Raw genomic sequence first — 20,639 nt, 5'->3', positions numbered from 1 at the left:
TAATCTGTATAAAATAAAAGGGCGTATCGCCCTTTTATTTTACCTTCGCCAACTCAATCACTTCATCTCCTTCTTTTAGCAACTTATAAGAAGACGAGTGCGGCTCTACAAACACTACAATACGTTGTTTGTCCGCTTTTCTTGTCATAATGTCGGAAGAGACCTGAGTAACATCATCGAACGCAATTCGCTCTGCATCTCGCCTTACTAAGTCTACAAAGCCAAACGGACACTGCTTGTCATAAAATACAATTTCCGCTTCCTGCATAATTCGCATCGCTTTGATCGGTAGCAGTTCGGGATCTTCACCAAATTCAATCCAAGTGCAAGAATCAGTAAATTCGGCATCAGCGTGAATTAGCGATTGATAGGCTTTTTCAAGCTCTTGATTATCTTTACAGTTGATAACAAGCGGCTGCTTGAAAAATAGCTCCCAAAACTTTCTTCTCTCATCTACCGTCGCAAAATGGCGCTTGATATCACTTCGTTTACTGGCGGCAAAATCCGCTAACTGAGCAGTATTCATTGGTAAAACGGCTTCTAACTTTTCTCTTATACCTCGGATCAAGACCGGTGAAGAGCCACCACTGGAGATGGCAATTTGGACTCTTCCGCGGTTAATAATCGATGGTGTTATAAAGTCACAGTAAGGTGTGTCGTCCACTACATTGACTAAAATACCGGCATTTTTCGCATCTTTATGCACTCTATGATTCAGCTCAGGGTTGTCTGTCGTTGCCCATACTTGAACAAACTCATCCCGCATCAACTCTTGTTCATAAAAACGTGGGATCCAAACACACTTTCCACTCTCGCTCAGCTCCCTAAGATAAGGTTCAACTTTAGGTGAGACAACCGTAACACTAGCTCCGGCTCGAACAAGAGTTTCGACTTTTCGACAAGCGACTTCACCGCCCCCAACAACCAAGACGGGCCTTTCTAGTAAGTCCATAAACAGTGGAAAGTAACGCATAATTTTCCTTTTCTAAACGATATAACTATTCATTCATGATCACCAAAATGGTGCAAAATTGTCACCGAGATATTGATCACAAAACTATTTCCAACCAAATTTAATGCATTTTATAGATGAAAATACAAACAACTAACAAAATGGTATTTATTTTATTTTGTTTTAACGAAACTTTAACACACCACTCTCTAATTCACTTTTTTAGTGATTAGTTGCACTATTTACAAAGTCATCACACTTAGCCATTCTAACAATTGTTTGGCGTTGAGTGACTACTCAAAAAACCATTTAAATTAATAATTTGAGTATTCACAGTTCATTATCTACGCTTTAAACGGCTGTGACAACTTGCACCAATTCGGTTCAAAAACAACAGCCTCTACCGAAACACAACAATAATTAGCACATGGTATTCAGGCTGGACCTGACTTACACGGAAATAACAGGAAGGATACACAATGGCAAAGAAACTCACTCTTATTGCTTCTTTAGTGGCGGCTTCTGCTGCGATGATGAGTACTTCAGCAATGGCTGCAGACTCAACTCTGGACAAAGTCACTAAAGCTGGCGTTTTAACTTGTGGCGTTAGTACTGGTCTTCCAGGCTTCTCTAACCCTAACTCAAAAGGTGAGTGGGAAGGTATTGACGTAGAATACTGTCAAGCGTTAGCTGCAGCAGTACTGGGCGACAAATCCAAAGTTAAATACGTTCCATTAACAGCAAAAGAACGCTTTACAGCTCTCCAATCAGGTGAAATTGACGTTTTGTCTCGTAACACAACTTGGACTCTACACCGTGACTCAGCTTTAGGTCTGAACTTCGTTGGTGTTAACTACTACGATGGTCAGGGCTTTATGGTCAAAAAAGAACTTGGCCTAACAAGTGCTAAAGAACTGGATGGAGCATCTGTATGTGTTCAATCTGGTACAACAACGGAGCTTAACCTAGCCGATTACTTCCGTAACAACGGTATGGAGTATAAGCCAGTTGTATTCGATACGGCAGCACAAACTTCAAAAGGTTTCGACTCAGGTCGCTGTGACGTTCTTACCACAGACCAATCTGGTCTTTACGCGCTTCGTCTAAACCTTGCAGAACCAAGCTCAGCGGAAGTACTACCAGAAATCATCTCTAAAGAGCCTCTAGGCCCTGTAGTACGTCAAGGTGATGACCAGTGGTTCAACATCGCTAAGTGGACTTTAGCTGCAATGGTGAACGCTGAAGAATACGGCATTACTTCAAAGAATGCTGACGAAATGCTTAAATCTACCGATCCAAACATCAAGCGTATCCTTGGTGTAGACGGTCCGAAAGGTAAAGGTCTAGGCATTGCTGACGATTGGGGTTACCAAGTTATCAAACAAGTAGGTAACTACGGTGAAAGCTTTGAGCGTACAGTAGGTGAAGGCTCTCCTCTGCAAATCTCTCGTGGCGTAAACGCGCTATGGAATGCTGGCGGCTTCATGTACGCGCCACCAATTCGCTAATCGCGTTTTCATGCTCCAATAAGGGCGGTTTTACCGCCCTTTTTCAAAGGATTTGAGGTTAAAGCTGTATGAAACCTACTACGACTCAAGTCGCAGCGCAGGATAAACCTGCGAAAAGCGCAAATCTACTATACAACCCCACCTTTCGCTCCGTTGTATTCCAGGTCTTAGCCGTACTCGCTCTGGTATTTTTCTTCTACACCATCGTTACCAATGCACTGGATAACCTTGCTGCTCGTGGCATCGCTACAGGCTTTGATTTCTTAAGCCAAGAAGCAGGGTTTGGTATTGGTCTGACGCTGATTGAGTACGACGAAACGTTCTCTTACGGGCGCACCTTCTACGTGGGACTTTTAAACACGGCTCTGGTTTCTGTACTGGGCATTGTGTTTGCAACCATTCTCGGTTTTGTCATGGGTATCGCGAGATTGTCATCAAACTGGCTCGTTAGCCGTTTTGCTGCAGTCTATATCGAGATTTTCCGTAACATACCTCTTTTGCTGCAAATTTTCTTTTGGTATTTCGCGGTACTTCAAGCTCTGCCTTCTGCTCGTCAAAGTATGAGTTTAGGCGAAGCGATCTTCTTGAACGTTCGCGGTCTTTACTTCCCTGCCCCAGTATTTGGTGAAGGCAGTGGCGTTGTGATCGGAGCGTTTATTATTGGTATTGTTGCGACAATTATTATCAATATTTGGGCGAACAACCGCCAAAAGCTCACCGGTCAACAAACCCCTATGGGTCGAATTGCCCTTGGTCTTATCGTTGGTATTCCAACGGTTATGTTTTTTATTATGGGTATGCCTATCACGGCTGAGTACCCAGTATTGAAAGGCTTCAACTTCCGCGGTGGTATTAGCATTATCCCAGAACTTGCAGCATTAACCTTGGCGCTGAGTATTTATACCGCCTCGTTTATCGCTGAAATTGTCCGTTCCGGTATTAATGCAGTTAACCATGGTCAAACTGAAGCTGCGATGTCACTTGGGCTGCCACGTTCAAGAACGCTTAAGCTTGTCGTTATCCCTCAAGCTATGCGTATCATCATTCCACCACTCACCAGCCAATATTTGAATCTGACGAAAAACTCGTCGCTTGCTATGGCAATCGGTTATCCCGATTTGGTTTCGGTATTCGCCGGTACCACGCTTAACCAGGTGGGTCAGGCTATCGAAGTTATTGCAATGACGATGGGTGTCTACCTAGCTCTAAGCTTGCTCACGTCTGCACTGATGAACGTTTACAACAAGAAAGTTGCTTTGGTGGAGAGATAATATGAGTCAGCATCAATTTCAACCCGATCTCCCGCCACCAGCAAACACTGTAGGTGTTGTAGGTTGGCTTCGTAAAAACTTATTTAATAGTCCAGCTAACTCAGTATTGACGGTCGTTTTAGGATACTTTGCTCTATCACTACTTTGGTATGTGTTCGACTGGGCAATTCTTAAAGCCGACTGGGTGGGCACAACGCGTGATGCTTGTTCTCGTGAAGGGGCATGTTGGGTATTTATTAGCGTGCGCTGGGAACAGTTCATGTATGGTTTCTATCCGCAGGCTGAACTGTGGAGGCCACGTCTATTTTACGCAACGTTAGCGATATTCGTTGCCCTACTCGCCTACGAACGCACACCTAAGCGCCTTTGGATTTGGTTGTTCTTTGTCAACATCTATCCATTCATTGCTGCTGCACTGCTTTATGGTGGCGTGTTTGGACTAGAAGTCGTTGATACGCACCGTTGGGGTGGTCTACTCGTTACGCTTATTATCGCTTTGGTGGGTATTATCGTATCGCTGCCAATTGGTGTTGCGCTGGCCTTGGGTCGCCGCTCTGAAATGCCAATTATTCGAAGCATATGTACAGTCTACATTGAGGTATGGCGTGGTGTACCGCTTATCACTGTGTTATTTATGGCATCGGTTATGCTACCACTCTTCTTTTCTGAAGGTGTAGAGACAGATAAGCTAATTCGTGCACTCATCGGTGTGGTAATGTTTAGTGCCGCCTACATGGCCGAGGTAATTCGTGGTGGTCTACAAGCGATTCCTAAAGGGCAATACGAAGCCGCAGATGCACTCGGGTTAAGTTATTGGAAAAAGATGGGACTGATTGTGCTGCCTCAAGCGCTGAAAATCACTATTCCATCGATCGTAAACACCTTTATTGGTCTCTTTAAAGATACCAGTCTGGTACTCATCATCGGCATGTTCGATGTACTTGGTATCGGACAAGCTGCGAACACCGACCCTGAGTGGTTAGGTTTTGCTACGGAAAGTTATGTATTTGTCGCGTTAGTGTTCTGGGTGTTCTGTTTTGGCATGTCGAGATACTCGATATGGCTTGAGAACAAACTGCATACCGGTCACAAACGATAAACGGAAATTCGAGGACGTATTATGACGCAACAAGAAGACTACATGATCCAACTAAAGGACATGAATAAGTGGTACGGCGAGTTTCACGTACTAAAAAACATCAATTTAGACGTTAAAAAAGGCGAAAAAATCGTTATCTGTGGCCCATCTGGCTCAGGTAAATCAACTATGATTCGCTGTATCAACCGTCTAGAAGAGCACCAAGCTGGTCACATTTACGTTTCTGGCACTGAGCTCACTGAAGATCTGAAAAACATTGAAGCAGTTCGTCGCGAAGTAGGTATGTGTTTTCAACACTTTAACCTCTTCCCTCACCTAACAGTGCTAGAGAACTGTACTTTAGCTCCAATTTGGGTGAAAAAAATGCCTAAAGAGGAAGCTGAAGCGATTGCAATGAAGTATCTTGAGCGCGTTAAGATCCCAGATCAAGCGGACAAGTATCCGGGTCAGCTTTCAGGTGGCCAGCAGCAACGTGTGGCTATCGCACGTTCTCTATGCATGAACCCTCAGGTAATGCTGTTTGATGAACCCACTTCTGCACTCGACCCAGAAATGGTTCGTGAAGTACTGGATGTAATGGTGGAATTGGCAGAAGAAGGCATGACTATGTTGTGTGTAACGCATGAGATGGGCTTTGCGAAAGAAGTCGCGGATCGCGTTATCTTTATGGATGCTGGGGAAATTATCGAAGAAAACAACCCCGTTGATTTCTTTGAAAACCCTCAATCAGATCGCACGCAGAACTTCCTTAGTCAGATTCTGCACCACTAATCAGCACCAATGTAAAAAAGGCGACCAATGTGTCGCCTTTTTCTTTGTAGGTTATTGATGTACACTGGAAATATTGTGTTACATCTTATTATATCCTTAAGCAGTTATTTTTATTATGATTTTGTTCACTGACTTTTGCTGCGGGACTTGATCTTTTGAACAATCAACCCCATAAATAGTCATATAAACATAAGTCAATCATCTATGAGGAAGATTATGAACGATCCTATGGTATCTCGCAGTTCTGCTCAAGCGAGTGTACTGCAAACAAACAAAGTATTGCGAAATACTTACGCGCTGCTCTCTATGACGCTACTTTGGTCTGCGGTCGTTGCAGCATTCTCTATGGCAATGAACCTACCTCGTCCAGGTCTAATCCTAATGTTGGTTGGTTTCTACGGTCTACTATTCTTGACTGAGAAGAACCGTAACAACAGCATGGGTCTAGTATTCACGTTCTTGTTCACTGGTTTCCTCGGTTATACGACAGGCCCTATCCTAAATGCCTACGTTGGCGCTGGTATGGGTGATGTTATCGTTACAGCACTGGGTGGTACTGCTCTAGCGTTCTTAGGCGCTTCTGCTTACGCACTAACGACTAAGCGTGATTTGTCGTTCCTAGGCGGTGTACTAATGGCTGGTTTTGTTGTTCTTCTGATCGGTATGGTCGCGAACATCTTCCTACAAATGCCAATGATTCACCTAGCAATGAGCGGCATGTTTGTTCTGTTCTCTACTGGCGTAATTTTGCTGACAACTCAGCAAATCGTACGTGGTGGTGAAACAAACTACATCTCTGCAACGGTTAGCTTGTATGTATCTATCTACAACCTATTTATCAGCCTATTGTCTATCCTGGGCATTATGAACAACGATTAATCCTAGTTCGTAAGTTACATAGATTGTATGAAGCCCGAGACAATGTCTCGGGCTTTTTGTTTGCCTATGAACGCTAGAAAATCAAAACGGAATAGAAAACCTAAACATCACACAGCACTTGATAAACAAGATAAACCTAAGCTAACCTTGCGTCGATGATCCTCAACTAGATTGCAAATCATGTTTGAATACAACGGAAAAACCATCGATACCGATGCAGAAGGCTACCTACTCAATCATCAAGATTGGGAGCAAGGTATGATCACTATTTTGGCAGAGCAAGAAGGCATTGAAGTGACAGACGCTCACTTAGAAGTGGTTCTATTTGTTCGCGAGTTCTATGAAGAGTTTAATACCTCTCCAGCAGTAAGAATGTTGGTCAAAGCCATGGAAAAAGCACATGGCCCGGAAAAAGGTAACAGTAAATACCTATTTAAACTGTTCAAGAAAGGCCCAGCAAAACAAGCAACCAAACTTGCCGGCCTTCCTAAACCGGCAAAATGCTTGTAATCAAGCCTTCTATTTAATGACATAGCAGCGCTATGACTACATGATGACAAAGCCAGTGTAGGTTTTTGTTTGCTCACAAGGCTCTCTGGTTACCGAGTCTACGCTCGCCGTCCTAGGGCCTTTTAACAGCCACTCACACAGCGCCTCAACCTTCGATTCGTCTCCGCAAGCCACCACCTCTACCGAACCATCGTGGAGATTTTTAGCATAACCGGTTAGCCCTAGTTTTAATCCTTCATGGCAGGTGTGATAACGAAAACCGACACCTTGAACCATGCCGGTGACAATCAACTTCTGACAATACTGCGTCATAATTACTCTCCTAGATCCATCGCGTGCTATGCTGATTTTAGTTCAGAATGAGGTATTGACGTTTTAACTCATCAAGCCAATTTGCATTTATTTGAAACTTCACACAAAATACCCCACCTTTTCTTCGTTTCAACATCGTAAGGCATACCATGGCATCAGCTATCCACCTTGTAAAAGGCCGTGAAAAATCACTCCGACGCAAACACCCTTGGGTTTTCTCCAGAGGCATCTCTAGTGTCGATGGCACTCCAGAACTTGGCGAGACAGTTGACGTGTATGCGCACAACGGTGAGTGGTTGGCAAAAGCCGCCTACTCTCCAAACTCTCAAATTCGTGCGCGTGTATGGAGCTTCACCAAGCAAAACATCGATGTGGACTTCTTCATTGAGCGTATCCAGCAAGCACAATTGCTGCGCGAAGACATCATTGAGCGTGACGGTCTTACAGGCTATCGCTTAATTGCCGCTGAATCTGATGGTTTGCCAGGTGTAACCATTGACCGTTATGGCGACTTTCTCGTTTGCCAATTACTCAGTGCTGGTGCAGAACACCAGAAAGAAACTCTCGTTAAAGCGTTGAACCACTGCTTCCCGAATTGCTCTATCTATGAGCGCTCTGATGTATCGGTGAGAAAGAAAGAAGGCTTGGAAGAGCGCACTGGCGTACTATTTGGTCAATCACCAGATGAACCGGTTGTTATTGAAGAGAACGGCGTGAAAATTAGTGTCGACATCATCAACGGTCATAAAACTGGCTTCTATCTTGACCAACGTGACAGTCGCTTTCAAACACAGAAGTATGTGAAGAACAAAGAAGTACTCAACTGCTTTAGCTACACAGGTGGATTCGGCCTTTACGCACTTAAAGGTGGCGCTAAACGAGTTATCAACGCCGATGTATCTCAATTGGCACTGGATACAGCAAAACACAACGCTGAACTCAATGGCTTTACTGAAAAGAAAAAAGCCGTATTCCTAAATGCTGATGTGTTCAAACTATTGCGCGAGTATCGTGACCAAGGCACCAAGTTTGATGTTGTCATTATGGATCCGCCAAAGTTTGCCGAGTCAAAAGCGCAGCTCAATGGTGCTTGCCGCGGTTACAAAGACATTAACATGCTCGCGATGCAAATCCTTAAACCTGGCGGAACATTACTCACCTATTCTTGCTCAGGCCTTATGGATGGTAATCTGTTCCAAAAAATCATTGCTGATGCAGCACTAGATGCAAATCGCTCAGTGAAGTTTGTTGAACGCTTTGAGCAAGCAGCAGATCACCCAATCGACACCGCTTATCCAGAAGGTTTCTACCTTAAGGGCTTCGCTTGTAAAGTGCTATAGCAGCCAAACGCTAGATTCAACTCTATTTCTCTCCCAGCCAACCTAACTTAGGTTGGCTTTTTTGTTTCTGCTGTCTCAAAAACAAGAAACCTTTTCATTGTTTTAATTGCATTAGCCAATTTCTTTACTATTTTCAATAATATGTACGGGTAGATCACTGTTGATGCGATGAAATAGGCGCCAGTCTTACATTAGATACATAATCTAGACAAATCGACATTGAAAAGCACCTAGCTCTCGCTATAGTTAGTACTACAGTGGGTAACATTTTGACTTGGCTGAATTTATTCCCAAACTACTGAGTGAAGCAAAGATGCGAACACTTCCAAACATACTTGAGCTCGATGAATTCATGCTAAAGCTCCTCACAGGCAAAGGATCAAGGAGAAAGACTTTGAATAAGCTTACCACGACCGCAGCAGCTTGTTTTATGGCTCTTAGCCTCCCTGTTAGTAGCCAAACTCTTGAGCAGGCCGTTGCTTACACGCTCAAAACCAACCCAGATATTAAAGCTGCGTACAATGAGTATGTCAGTAAGCGATACGATGCAGATGCCGCGGTTGGTGCCTACCGTCCAAAAGTCGATTTAGACGGTGGTATTGGTTACGAGAAAACAGATTTTGACAGAGAAAACTCCATCCCTCGAAACGAAAGTCTCACAAGAAAGGAAGTTGGAATCTCTCTTACTCAGCTCATCTGGGACGGTAACGAAACACTAAACGACATTGACCGTACTGCGGCAGAAGCCGAATCAGTACGCTATCAACTCCTCGCTGATGCCTCAGATATCGCGTTAGAAGTCGCTCAAATCTATTTGGATTCAACCAAAGCTTACGAAGTGCTTGCACTGTCTGAAGCGAATTTGGACGTTCACAAAAAGATTTACTCAGATATTAAGAAGCGCGTTGATTCCGGTATTGGTTCTACGGCTGATCTATCTCAGGTTGAAGCTCGTATCGCGAAGGCTCACGGTAATCTGCTAGCCGCTCAAAACAACCTTTTTGATACTCACACTCAGTTTAAACGCCTTGTAGGACAAGCGCCTCTGGGGCTTAAATACCCAAGAGCCGATGAGGTAGCTATTCCACTTTCAGTCGAAAATGCTCTAAAAACGGCAATGGAGAGACACCCTGTTATCAAGATTTCTCAGGTAGATGTAGACTCAGCGCGTTTCCAATACCAACAAACCAAAGGGGTTAACTACCCTACTTTCTATATCGATGCTGGCCACAACTGGCGCGATGATGCTGGCGGCAACATAGGTACCGATAACGAAACCCGAGCCATGCTGCGTATGCGCTACAACTTGTATAACGGTGGTTCGGATTCAGACCGCAGTGAATCGGCAGCATACCAGCTTAACAAGGCAAAAGACTTCAGAGACAGAACCTATCGTATGGTTGAAGAAGGACTGCGACTGTCTTGGACGGGACTCGAGTTTACCGTTCAGCAACGTGAATTTTTATCCGACCACGTGGATTCAGCATCTGACACCGTGGTTGCCTATCAAAAGCAATACAAGATCGGTAAGCGTACTCTACTTGATGTGCTGAACACCGAGAACGAGTTATTTGAAGCTCGAAAAGGCTATTTAGATGCCAAATACGCTGAGCAATTCGCGCGCTACCGAGTCATGAACGCAACAGGTGCCCTGCTTGATGCGCTGCGCGTCGATACGCCGTCGGAATGGAATGAGAAAGTGGAGTATTAATCATGAAACTACAGAGAAAACTGCTCATCTGTGGGCTAATGGTATTGCCACTTACCGCTGTGGCCTCCAACGAAGAAAACGATAAGTACGAATATATTCCAACACCAGTTGCAGATCAGAAAGCAGATTTAATTGATGACGACGGAGACGGCGTTATCAATGCAAGAGATCTATGTATCACTACGCCGCAGGGCGCAGCACTCGATAACGACGGCTGTGAAGAGTACATCGACGTTTCAAACACACTGGCATTGCGTATCTTGTTTGATAACAACTCAACCTACATCAAGCCGGTGTTCCAAGATCAAATCAGTGAGATGGCGGACTTCCTAAAAGAGTACCCAGAAACCAGCATTGAAATTCAAGGTTTCGCGAGTATCGTCGGCAATACTGACAAGAATATGCTGCTTTCACAAAACCGCGCCGATGTCGTAAGGCAGGCCATAATAAGCAATGGTATCGACCCAAGCAGACTCACTATCGTTGGTTTTGGCGATACGCAACCTGAAGAATTAGGCGACAGTGAATTTGCTCATGCAATGAATCGTAAAGTCGTCGCTTCAGTGGTCGGCTACAAGGGTGAGGTCAAAATTGAATGGACGATATTCACCAAAATCGGCAAGTAGCCTAGTTCTCCATCAATCAGACATAAAGCGCTCTTCTAGAGCGCTTTTTTATTGCCAATTCATTTAGATATTAATGATCTCATGCTAGTCTTGTAAGCAGTTCTTACTATGAGTAGATAACAATGAGCAAATTAACGTCTGATATCGAACAAAACCTAAAGCTGTTTATTGAAGAAACAAGCAAAACCCAACTTGTATGGGGTCTTCGCAACGAAGATGGTTGGTTGGCGTGTGATTCGACCGAGTTCGAAAACAGTGAAGTAATGCCTTTCTGGTCGTCAGAGGAAGACGCAAAAACTCACAACGTTGAAGAGTGGGCGGATTTTGAAGTACTGCACATCCCCCTTGATATCTTCGTTGAAGATTGGCTACTGACATTGGACGAAGACGGCGTATTGATCGGCACGAACTGGAACGCTCAGCTAGACGGTAAGGAAATGGAGCCTTCAGAGGTTGCTAAGCTATATCTAAAACTTAACTAATCAGTCCACTGTCGTTTTGAATAAACGTAGTAGATAATAAAGAGGCGCATCATGCGCCTCTTTTTAGTTTGATTTCTCTTTAAGTGATTGCATCACCGCTTGCTGATTATCGAGATAATGGTTTAGGCCATTTGCTCGCAGCTCACATGATGGGCAATCACCACAACCATCACCAACGATGCCGTTATAACAGGTCAGCGTCTCGTTACGAACAAGCTCTAGCGCATCATATTTGTCTGCCAGTGCCCATGTTTCGGCTTTATCTAGCCACATTAGTGGTGTAACGATATCCAGCTCTCTATCCATACCCTGCACCAAAGCACTGTTCATTGCCTTAATAAAGTCATTGCGACAATCTGGGTAGCCAGAGAAGTCGGTTTCACACACACCCGTGATAACCGCTGAAGCGCCAATTTGATAAGCGTAAATACCAGCTAAGGTTAGAAAAAGAATATTACGACCCGGAACAAACGAGTTTGGTAAGCCATTTTCTTGCAGTTCATGAGAGACAGGAATGTCATCACGTGTCAGTGAGCTGATGGCCAGTTCATTGAGAAGACCTACATCCATCACTTTGTGTGCTTTTACGCCAAGCTTTTCTGTCAAAGCTTGTGCGACTTCGATTTCTAGCTTGTGTCTCTGACCGTAATCAAACGTGATTGCGTGTACTTCATCATACTCTTTTAATGCTTGCACCAAACACGTGGTCGAGTCTTGGCCACCACTAAAAACTACTACTGCCTTCTTCATTACCGTCTCCATATTTAGTGTTATGCAATATTTAAGTATTTATGCGTTTGTACCGACAAACGCCAGTTACGCGCGATACACGTGCTCATACAAAGCTCTGTCGCGCGTGGCTTTTGGCTAATTGGCTGCAGCGCAATCACCACATCCGGTTTTAACGCCACACCGTCAAGCAACGCATCAAGCTGTTCAATGTTGTTATCCGTCGCCACAGGATGTTTAATTTCATTCGCTCGCTCTAGCGCTGAGGTAAGCACTTCGCGTTTGCCTTTCATGGCGATCTTAGGTGACACTGTCACCCAGGTATTCTCAGTGACTCTCACTTCTGACGTGCCGCTGGTTTCGATTTGGCAACGAGCATCGATAGCCTCAAACGCCTCACAAAGGGGCGTTAAGTCATATTCGCAAGGCTCACCACCAGTAATGACAATATGCTTCGCTGTAAAGCCCTGGGCTTGATACATAGCAACGACCTCATCTGCGCTGACATCACTCCAAGTAGGGCTATCACCTTGCTTAGTGATGATTTCGCCGAACGCGCGCTCATCTTCTTGCTTTGCTTCCCAGGTCTGCTTGGTATCACACCACGCACAACCCACATTACAGATCTGTAGACGAATGAATACCGCAGGAACGCCAGTGAACACGCCCTCTCCTTGAATGGTTTCAAACATCTCATTGATCTTGAATTGTTTACCGCTCATTAAATTTTGCCATTTATGTAAGATGAGCAGACCTTAAAGGATGCGCGCTAGAAATTCAACATTAACCGGACGACAAAATCACTGGCAGTCTGCGGCTAATTTCCCTATTCTCATGCGGTTTTGTTTTATTTCTTTTTTAGGTAAGTCACGTGTACAAACTCATCGCTATCGATATGGATGGAACCCTACTCACATCCGACAAAAACATCACCCCTCGTACCAAACAAGCCATCGCTGCTGCTAAAGCCAAAGGCGTTACGGTCGTTCTTGCTTCTGGCCGACCACTTAACGGTATGAAGGATGCACTTGTAGAATTAGGTTTAACAGAGCAAGACGACTTTGTTATTCACTTTAACGGCACCTACGTTGAAAAGGTCAAAAGTGGTGAAAAGCTTCACGAGCAGCCACTAACAGGCAAAGATGCTAAGCGTATTGCACGTCTTGCAAACGAACTAGGGCTACACTGTCACGCGTTCAGCACGCAGATCGGATTGATTACCACAGAAGCTAACCCATACACCGACCACGAAGCAGAAATCAATAAGCTCGACTTCACTGTTTATGACTTTGAACGCTTAGAAGATGACCATGAAATCATCAAAGCGATGATTGTTGGCGAGCCGAGCAAACTCACTAAAGGCATTGCCAAGATTGACGCGTCGTATCACGATGATTACACCATCGTTCAAAGCGCCCCATTCTTCTTAGAGTTCTTAAACCCACTCAGCAACAAAGGTGAAGGGGTTAAAGTCGTTGCCGATCACCTGGGCATTCCTTATGAGCAAACGATGTGCTTTGGTGATGCCGAAAACGACCATCACATGATCAAGTTTGCTGGTAAAGGTGTCGCGATGGCGAATGCGATGGAAGCGACCAAAGCGATTGCCGATTACATCACAGACAGCAATGATGATGACGGCGTAGCAAAAGCGATTGAGAAATTTGTGCTATAGTTTTTCGTAATATCGCTGCACTCAGTGCTAACTCGCTGTTTTAAGGAAAGAACATGACCATCCGCCTACTACTAAACGGTAAAAAAGCTGCTCAAGAAGACATTCGAGAAGCCGTCTATCAACTTCGAGAACAAGGGCACCAACTTGAGGTTCGCGTGACGTGGGAAGGCGGAGATATTGAAAGGTTAGTACAAGAAGCCGGTGCTAATGGTGTCACACGCCTCATCGCAGGCGGTGGTGACGGCACCATCAATGAAGTGGTCGATGCCCTGCTCAAACAAAAACTTTCTCACATCGAGTTAGCTGTCCTACCACTCGGTACGGCTAATGACTTTGCTACAGCCTGCGAAATTCCAACTCTCTCCCCTTATGATGCTCTGCATTTAGCACTGACCGGCCAAGCCACGTTTATCGACGCGGCATCGGCTAATGAAAGACACTTTATCAATATCGCCACGGCCGGATTTGGCGCTCAGGTCACCGCTAATACACCCGTAGCTTTGAAGAACTTCTTAGGTGGCGGTGCTTATACCCTTGCAGGCCTTGTTCAAGCGATTAATTTTCAACCTTTTAGCGGCAGAGTATTGTATGACGGCAAGGAAGTAGACAGTCATGTTGTCGTCGGCGCTGTATGCAACGGCAGAATGGCTGGCGGCGGTCAACCTTTGTCACCCAACGCTATGCTCAATGATGGGCTGCTTGACGTAGTGTCATTGGAAGAGTTTACGCCAGGCGATATTCCCGCAGTGGTCGATGAGCTGCTCCAACAACCCGAGTTTAGTGGCACGTTTGTAAAGCGAAACCAAGTGAAAACATTGGAGTGGATTTCTGATTCAGTGATGCCAGTAAATCTCGATGGCGAACCACTAACATCAAAGCACATCAAGTTCAGTGTCCTGCCAAACGCCATCAAGCTAGTGCTTCCGGCTCACAGCCCTGTCGTTTAACCTTGATTATCTTAACCAAGCAAACGAGGATCCGGCTCAAAGTTGAGCTTAACGACGTTAAGTTTCTCTAAGTCAAAATCAGGATGAGCGAGATTTAGCAGGCAATTGAACTCTCGCGGTACGATAGTCGAAGGGATTTTAAGAAAAAGACTTATGTCACTGCCTATCCATTCATCACCAATTTGTGCGGTCGACGCCGGTGCCGGATCTTCTTGCCAATCATCCGGCAAATAGCTTTGGTCAAGTTCGATGATCGCATTATCGTCCACATCAATACGATACAACTCATAGTCATTGAGCAGCTCAGAATCGTTGAGATGCACCAGCACTTCTAAAATGGCCAATGACTCGGACGTTGCGAGATACACACATCGCATGCCTGCCGAGTTCCATCGCCCACCATAGCGCCGCGCCCCCTCACCATCAAAGACTTGCTCTATGCTTGTGGCGAATTTTCTCTTTACAATTCGATACAACTGCATTAATTGAAAACGCCATGCTCGAGGCGGCCAATTACGCTTAGTACTTCTTCGGTTTCAGCACTGGTTTTCAACATGTCGCTCGGCGCGATGTACCCTAATGCCTTCACTGGGTTGTGCATCCACTGAAACGCTTTGATTTTATTGTTCTCAAACAAACGCAGTGACGCATTGTAGACTTCGGCATATCGGTAAAGCCTGTCACTTTCATCTGAAGAGAATTTACCATCCTTCGCTCGGCGGCTCAGTGTTGCGCTTTTGATGTTGGTGATACGAGCGAGCTCTTTTTTCTCTATCCCCGTCGCTGTCGCGAGCTTTTGGTAGGTTGCAAAGTCGAAGCCTGCTTCAATCGCTTCATAGAGTTTGCGCCCTCTTGGAGGCACGCCAATCTGCGACCAAAAGCTAGCCTTTGAACGAGAAGGAACGAATTTAGTTGAAGCACTCATTTAAACCACCACTTGATATACTCTTAATGTATCAAATGATAGATCACTTTCGCTTTGACGACAACTCCCACCTAAAAACAGAAAAGGCGACCCACTGGGTCGCCTTACTTAAAACGATGGCAATTACTTAATGTTCAAGAATGCTGCGCCGCGAACGCCGCCTGAATCGCCGTGTTTCGCTTTCACAATCTTAGGGCATTTAGCCACAGACATTAAATATTTTGGCACGCGCTTAGGCATTTCTTCGTAAATCAAATCGAAGTTAGACAGACCACCACCAAGTGTCACGACATGTGGATCATTTCCGGTGAAGATGTTCGCAAAGCAGATAGCTAACAGTTCCATGAACATGTCGACAAATTCAGTCGCCTCTGCATCACCAGCTTCACGCGCTTTAATAATATCAATCGCTTTCTTGCTCTCGCCATAATAATTAGCATAAAGAAGCTCAAAGCCACGACCTGACAGGTAATTGTCCAAGCAACCTTTTTTACCGCAACCGCAATCCAGAAGAGGTGCTTTTTCTCCTAGATGGAACCATGCATCAATAGGCAAGCGCATATGGCCTAACTCACCAGCAACGTTGTTACGACCTGAGAATACTTTTCCTTCGTAAATCAAACCGCCACCAAAACCAGTACCCAGGATCAACCCCATCACTGAAGGCGAATCTTTAAGTTCATCATCCCAAGCTTCAGAAAGCGCAAAACAGTTTGCGTCATTTTCTAACTTCACTTCACGACCAATTTTTTGTTGTAGGTCGTGACGTAACGGTTTACCTTTCGCACAGCCGATATTTACTGTCAGTACGGTACCGTCGTCCGCATCTTCCATACCAGGAAGACCGAGACCCACTTTCCCTTCTGTACCCAACTCTGCGTCGTATTTCGCAACTAAACCCGCTAACGTATCGACCAATACTTGATAATCATCAACTGGTGTTGGAACGCGCTCAGTGGCTACACGTTCTAGTTTTTCGTTGAAAGCACCAAACTCAATTTTTGTGCCGCCGACGTCAAAGCCGTAATACATGAAAACTCTCCTTGAAACCTCAATCTGAGGCGAAAAAAATAGAATAACTGATGGCATTATCCATATCCCTACCCCCTCAAACCGTGATGCAGCCCCAATTTATACCTTTGCTTGCACCGCTTGGTTAACAAGTCGTCACCTAAATGGACACTATTAGAGCAACGTCTCGTTTTTTATTAGAGCTATGAAATTATTTAACTCTGGACGAGTGAGATCAGGAGAGAAGCGAGTCTTACTTAACATGTAGCTTTCACGAAAAGCAGCAAACCAAAGAGCGAGTGTATTGGCGGTTTTCTCTTCGCCAAATTGCTCAAATACTAAACTGGCCACTTCTGCGGTCGCTAGGTGGTCTTCATTCTCAGACTTGCGCATTACGTAATTCGACACGGCTTCTGGTTTGATAGAACAAACTGGGAACCTGTCCAAATACGGCGATTTGCGAAACATTCTTCGTGCTTCTCGCCAACTGCCGTCCAAAAAGATAAACAGTGGCTTTTTACCTTCAGATAAAGTCGTATTTAACTCAGATTGCGCACCCATTTCTAGAACACGCGTTTTATCATCTACATAATCTTCTGGAAAGATTATAATCGGCTGTAAGGTCTCATCATTTAACACCGCCAACATGTCTGCATTTGGCTCAGTACGATGCCAAGGAAACGCATAGCCTTGCTCAACCGTATCAAGTATTAAACGCCCAGTATTGCTTGGTTTTAAGATCTCTGCATCAGAGACCAACAGCATGACCGCAATATCAAGGTTCGGTACGGGTTGGTGTTCGCAGATACAGTATTGCTTGGCGATTTGGCAGGTTTTACAACGTTCAACTTTTGCTCCGCGGGCGTTGAATGGTTTAGTGGCTGCGGCAAGTCGCTCGTCATACATGGCGTGGAAGGCGTGGCGTCTCATAATCATGGTACTTTGACAAAAGGTGGCGGGATTCTACTCTGCCAACGTGCGTTAGTAAAAGGAAACTCAATAGCAATGGAAAACAGTGACACTATTCGCCTAGCGATCTTTCTTTCTGTATTAGTGCTCTGCGCTGTCTGGGAGTGGGCAGTCCCAAGAAAGGCGCGAACGCGCAGCCGTTTATTACGTTGGAGTAACAATCTCGCGCTCGTAGGGTTTAACTCTTTAACCTTAGCGGTTGCCATGCCCCTTTTAGCGATTGAAGCATCTTTGCGCGCGGCTCAACTTCAAGTGGGGCTTTTCAACCACCTTGCCTTGCCCTTATGGCTGGTAGTACCAATCAGCGTCATCTTGCTTGATGGCGTTATCTACTTTCAGCATGTCGTGTTCCATCGACTGCCCATACTTTGGCGATTACACCGCATGCATCACGCGGATAGAGATATAGACGTCACCACCGGTGCTCGCTTCCACCCCATTGAAATTGTGCTATCGATGTGGATCAAAATTGGCGTAGTGATGGCGCTTGGGATCCCACCTGTTGCAGTATTGGTGTTTGAGATTGTTCTTAATGCGAGCGCGATGTTTAATCACAGCAATGCCAAGCTGCCTGCACCCGTAGACAAAGCTCTAAGAAAAATCGTGGTGACTCCGGATTTTCATCGCGTTCATCACTCGGTAATACCCAAGGAGACACACTCCAACTTTGGTTTCTTTTTGTCGGTATGGGATCGCTGGTTTGGCACCTATCGCGCTCAGCCAGAGCTTGGACACGATAAGGTGGAGATAGGCATTCCAGAATTTGCGGCTAAAAACGAGCAGAGGCTGGATAAGTTACTTACCCAGCCTTTTAGGAACGATCGCGAGTCTAATTAGGTTAAACCGCTATTCGTTTAAACTGCTGTTCGTTCAAACGGATAGACGATTGAGCTCGTACTTGTGAAGCATTGCTTGCTGGTGGCCTGCGATATCAGCCACCTGCTCAGCACTTTCAACCATAGACTCAAGCTGCATATTTGAATGCTCACCTTGGTCGGTGACATGAACAATGGCGCGCCCTACTTCTGCTGTCGCTCGCTCTTGCTCTTCGGTTGCCACAGATACTTGCTCCGCTCGTTCTCGAATATGATTCACAGACAGCGCAATATCTGAGAACGACGTTTTGACTCGCTCACTAGAATCTAGGGCGTGATTCATTTCAGCTCGAGACTCGATAACAGATTGTCTCGAATCTTGGGCGGCGTCCATCAGCTCAGCCATCATTTGGCGAATATTGGTGGTTTGCTCTGAGGTATCGCTCGCGAGCTTGCGTACTTCATCCGCAACAACGGCAAAGCCGCGTCCCATTTCACCCGCTCGCGCCGCTTCAATGGCAGCGTTGAGCGCTAACAAGTTGGTGTTGTCTGCAATACCACTGATCATATCGACCATTTCTTGGATTTGCTTTACTTTACCATCCAACTCATTCATCGAGGTTTCATTGTTGCCGAGTGTCGTTTCAAGGGTATGCAAACGTTGCTGATTCTCCTCGACCGCTTTTAGCCCCAGAGAAGCAAACTCTTCTGCCTGCTGCGAATCAGAAAATGAGGACGTCGTCACGGTCGCGATTTCTTTGATTGACGCTTCCAACTGAGTCACTGTAGCAACCATGCTATCGAGAGATTCGTTTTGCGCTAGCAAACTGCTTCGCGTCGATTCTGCTGCGCCATGACTGATTTCTGCGGTTTGGTACAAGGTTTCACAGTTACGGGTAACCACTTCGATTGAGTCATGGGTCGACTCAATAACCTGATTCAACTTTCTGGCAATATCACGCATTTCCGAGGGACCTGAAAGCTCTACGACGCCCGTTAAGTCGTGCTCAACCAAACGTTTTAGCTGCCTAGTAATACTCTTAAGTGCGCGATTAACCCAGCGGCGCAGTCCAAAGAACAATCCAAAAACAACCATCACTAACACGGCTGTGGTAATGATTAGAGTGTAAATATTGGTTTGAATGGTGCTGTTTACCACGGATTGGCTCTCATCAATGAGCCCTTCCGCTGTTGTCGAAATGGCTGACAAGATCTGCGTGGTCTCATTTGCCAGCACAGCGGCTTTGGCGAGTTCTTCACGCTGTATAGTCGCAATCTCCAACCGTTCAATGATCTGACGAACCACACCGCTTTGCTTAAACCCTGCTTTCACCATGTCATAGGGCGCAGTAAAACTTGGAAACTCGCTGATTTCTGGATGCCACTCTTCAAACTGATCGTAGGCTAAATTGATGCTTGCATAGCGATTGCGCATCTGCCGATATTCGCCATTAGCCTTTTTCAGATCGGTCTGCATCATCAGCATCAAGAATGCGCTCTCTAGAGAACTAGCAGCCGTCACCACTCGTGTAGCGGCATCGGCCGAAGACGGATTGTTTTGTGTAAACAGCAAGCTGATGCGATTCATTTCTTGACCAAGCGTACTGATGGCATATCGAAAGCCGGCCACTTCTTTATCGATATCTGCACTCATGGCCAGTATTTGCGATTGGTATGCCAGAATCGCTTGAGTGCTTCTTTGAAGTTCAACAATTTTCTGCCCAAGGAGCTCTCGTTGCTCCTGTGTAACGGCATTGCCCAACTCCGAGGCAATGGCGTATAGGTTTTCAACCTTTTGATTACTTTGCTCGACAAGCTGCGTGATGCGTTGGCGGATCTGCTCTAACTCTTCTGTCGACTCAAGCTGTGTACCATAGTTAAGCAGTTTTACTTGTTCCAGTACATCTTGCGTCAATGCGGCATTATTAAGAGACAGTGGAAGGGCTTTTTCTGATAAATTGTCAAACTGTTGCTTAACTTGATTAAGGCCATTGGTGCTCAGTACACTCGCGCCGACAAAAATTAGAATAATTGTTAAGAAGATAGCACTCAAAGAGTGAATCAAAGAGATGGCACGTTTTCCCTTGTCTGGGGTTTTCATAAACAA

The 20,639-nt window shown here is 45.3% G+C and carries 22 protein-coding genes; 13 read left to right on the top strand and 9 right to left on the bottom strand.

All coding sequences use genetic code 11. The features are described 5' to 3' along the window. Positions 1-34: 34 nt before the first annotated feature. On the bottom strand, positions 35-973 hold the full coding sequence (locus tag PG915_RS08540) for a siroheme synthase (protein WP_353496143.1): 939 nt from the start codon (positions 971-973) through the stop codon (positions 35-37). Positions 974-1,431: 458 nt separating this feature from the next. Here PG915_RS08540 and PG915_RS08535 point away from each other — a divergent pair, with 458 nt between their 5' ends. The 6 genes from PG915_RS08535 (at position 1,432) to PG915_RS08510 (ending at position 6,990) form a co-directional block, all read left to right on the top strand. Beyond that, positions 1,432-2,460: an amino acid ABC transporter substrate-binding protein gene (locus tag PG915_RS08535; protein ID WP_353496142.1), complete on the top strand. Its 1,029-nt coding sequence runs from the start codon at positions 1,432-1,434 to the stop codon at positions 2,458-2,460. A 68-nt stretch (positions 2,461-2,528) separates the two neighbouring features. Further along, positions 2,529-3,731, top strand: a complete 1,203-nt coding sequence (locus tag PG915_RS08530; protein ID WP_353496141.1) for an amino acid ABC transporter permease — start codon at positions 2,529-2,531, stop codon at positions 3,729-3,731. Position 3,732: 1 nt separating this feature from the next. Then, entirely contained in the window at positions 3,733-4,830 is a 1,098-nt protein-coding gene (locus tag PG915_RS08525; protein ID WP_353496140.1) for an amino acid ABC transporter permease, read from the top strand. Positions 4,831-4,851: 21 nt separating this feature from the next. Further along, positions 4,852-5,601, top strand: coding sequence for an amino acid ABC transporter ATP-binding protein (locus PG915_RS08520; protein WP_042498733.1), 750 nt, complete (start codon positions 4,852-4,854; stop codon positions 5,599-5,601). Between the two features lie 216 nt (positions 5,602-5,817). Beyond that, positions 5,818-6,480 carry a Bax inhibitor-1/YccA family protein gene (locus PG915_RS08515; protein WP_112461762.1) on the top strand — a complete coding sequence of 221 codons (663 nt, stop codon included), beginning with the start codon at positions 5,818-5,820 and terminating at the stop codon, positions 6,478-6,480. 180 nt (positions 6,481-6,660) lie between these two features. After that, positions 6,661-6,990, top strand: coding sequence for a TusE/DsrC/DsvC family sulfur relay protein (locus PG915_RS08510; protein WP_338164353.1), 330 nt, complete (start codon positions 6,661-6,663; stop codon positions 6,988-6,990). 36 nt (positions 6,991-7,026) lie between these two features. Here the strand turns inward: PG915_RS08510 and yccX are convergent, their stop codons facing one another. Continuing rightward, positions 7,027-7,302 (bottom strand): acylphosphatase, encoded by a 276-nt coding sequence (gene yccX, locus PG915_RS08505; protein ID WP_353496139.1) that lies wholly within the window; start codon positions 7,300-7,302, stop codon positions 7,027-7,029. Positions 7,303-7,451: 149 nt separating this feature from the next. Between yccX and PG915_RS08500 the strand changes: the two genes are divergently transcribed. The 4 genes from PG915_RS08500 (at position 7,452) to PG915_RS08485 (ending at position 11,461) form a co-directional block, all read left to right on the top strand. Continuing rightward, positions 7,452-8,642 carry a class I SAM-dependent methyltransferase gene (locus PG915_RS08500; protein ID WP_353496138.1) on the top strand — a complete coding sequence of 397 codons (1,191 nt, stop codon included), beginning with the start codon at positions 7,452-7,454 and terminating at the stop codon, positions 8,640-8,642. A gap of 430 nt (positions 8,643-9,072) precedes the next feature. After that, positions 9,073-10,353 carry a TolC family outer membrane protein gene (locus PG915_RS08495; RefSeq protein WP_353498690.1) on the top strand — a complete coding sequence of 427 codons (1,281 nt, stop codon included), beginning with the start codon at positions 9,073-9,075 and terminating at the stop codon, positions 10,351-10,353. A 2-nt stretch (positions 10,354-10,355) separates the two neighbouring features. Further along, positions 10,356-10,979, top strand: coding sequence for an OmpA family protein (locus tag PG915_RS08490; RefSeq protein ID WP_353496137.1), 624 nt, complete (start codon positions 10,356-10,358; stop codon positions 10,977-10,979). Between the two features lie 122 nt (positions 10,980-11,101). Further along, positions 11,102-11,461, top strand: a complete 360-nt coding sequence (locus PG915_RS08485; RefSeq protein WP_353496136.1) for a DUF2750 domain-containing protein — start codon at positions 11,102-11,104, stop codon at positions 11,459-11,461. A gap of 63 nt (positions 11,462-11,524) precedes the next feature. On the opposite strand, the gene queC is transcribed toward PG915_RS08485, so the two are convergent. Together queC and queE are read right to left on the bottom strand one after the other, a co-directional pair. Continuing rightward, positions 11,525-12,211: a 7-cyano-7-deazaguanine synthase QueC gene (queC, locus tag PG915_RS08480; protein WP_353496135.1), complete on the bottom strand. Its 687-nt coding sequence runs from the start codon at positions 12,209-12,211 to the stop codon at positions 11,525-11,527. 20 nt (positions 12,212-12,231) lie between these two features. Beyond that, on the bottom strand, positions 12,232-12,912 hold the full coding sequence (gene queE / locus PG915_RS08475) for a 7-carboxy-7-deazaguanine synthase QueE (protein WP_353496134.1): 681 nt from the start codon (positions 12,910-12,912) through the stop codon (positions 12,232-12,234). Positions 12,913-13,061: 149 nt separating this feature from the next. Between queE and yidA the strand changes: the two genes are divergently transcribed. Next, a complete protein-coding gene (yidA, locus tag PG915_RS08470; RefSeq protein ID WP_353496133.1) occupies positions 13,062-13,865 on the top strand; it encodes a sugar-phosphatase in 804 nt (267 codons plus the stop codon). 53 nt (positions 13,866-13,918) lie between these two features. After that, positions 13,919-14,812 carry a lipid kinase YegS gene (gene yegS, locus PG915_RS08465; protein ID WP_353496132.1) on the top strand — a complete coding sequence of 298 codons (894 nt, stop codon included), beginning with the start codon at positions 13,919-13,921 and terminating at the stop codon, positions 14,810-14,812. 11 nt (positions 14,813-14,823) lie between these two features. On the opposite strand, the gene PG915_RS08460 is transcribed toward yegS, so the two are convergent. The 4 genes from PG915_RS08460 to PG915_RS08445 all read right to left on the bottom strand — a co-directional run bounded on the left by PG915_RS08460 (position 14,824) and on the right by PG915_RS08445 (position 17,684). Beyond that, the gene (locus tag PG915_RS08460; protein WP_353496131.1) at positions 14,824-15,294 is read right to left on the bottom strand and encodes an RES family NAD+ phosphorylase; all 471 of its coding nucleotides are present in this window, start codon (positions 15,292-15,294) and stop codon (positions 14,824-14,826) included. Beyond that, positions 15,294-15,737: a type II toxin-antitoxin system Xre/ParS family antitoxin gene (parS, locus tag PG915_RS08455; protein WP_353496130.1), complete on the bottom strand. Its 444-nt coding sequence runs from the start codon at positions 15,735-15,737 to the stop codon at positions 15,294-15,296. The genes PG915_RS08460 and parS overlap by 1 nt, the downstream gene beginning before the upstream one ends. A 123-nt stretch (positions 15,738-15,860) precedes the next feature. Then, positions 15,861-16,769 carry an N-acetylglucosamine kinase gene (gene nagK, locus PG915_RS08450; protein WP_353496129.1) on the bottom strand — a complete coding sequence of 303 codons (909 nt, stop codon included), beginning with the start codon at positions 16,767-16,769 and terminating at the stop codon, positions 15,861-15,863. A 153-nt stretch (positions 16,770-16,922) separates the two neighbouring features. After that, a complete protein-coding gene (locus PG915_RS08445) occupies positions 16,923-17,684 on the bottom strand; it encodes a tRNA-uridine aminocarboxypropyltransferase (RefSeq protein ID WP_353496128.1) in 762 nt (253 codons plus the stop codon). 69 nt (positions 17,685-17,753) lie between these two features. On the opposite strand from PG915_RS08445, the gene PG915_RS08440 reads away from it, so the two are divergent. Then, on the top strand, positions 17,754-18,554 hold the full coding sequence (locus tag PG915_RS08440; protein WP_353496127.1) for a sterol desaturase family protein: 801 nt from the start codon (positions 17,754-17,756) through the stop codon (positions 18,552-18,554). A 33-nt stretch (positions 18,555-18,587) separates the two neighbouring features. Here PG915_RS08440 and PG915_RS08435 read toward each other — a convergent pair whose 3' ends face one another. Next, positions 18,588-20,633 carry a methyl-accepting chemotaxis protein gene (locus PG915_RS08435; RefSeq protein ID WP_353496126.1) on the bottom strand — a complete coding sequence of 682 codons (2,046 nt, stop codon included), beginning with the start codon at positions 20,631-20,633 and terminating at the stop codon, positions 18,588-18,590. Positions 20,634-20,639 lie beyond the last annotated feature (6 nt).

This window comes from Vibrio sp. CB1-14 (genome assembly GCF_040412085.2).
GTDB lineage: Bacteria > Pseudomonadota > Gammaproteobacteria > Enterobacterales > Vibrionaceae > Vibrio > Vibrio chaetopteri.
The sequence above is the reverse complement of the archived record's forward strand: the minus strand, read 5'-3'. Positions and strand labels throughout refer to the sequence as shown.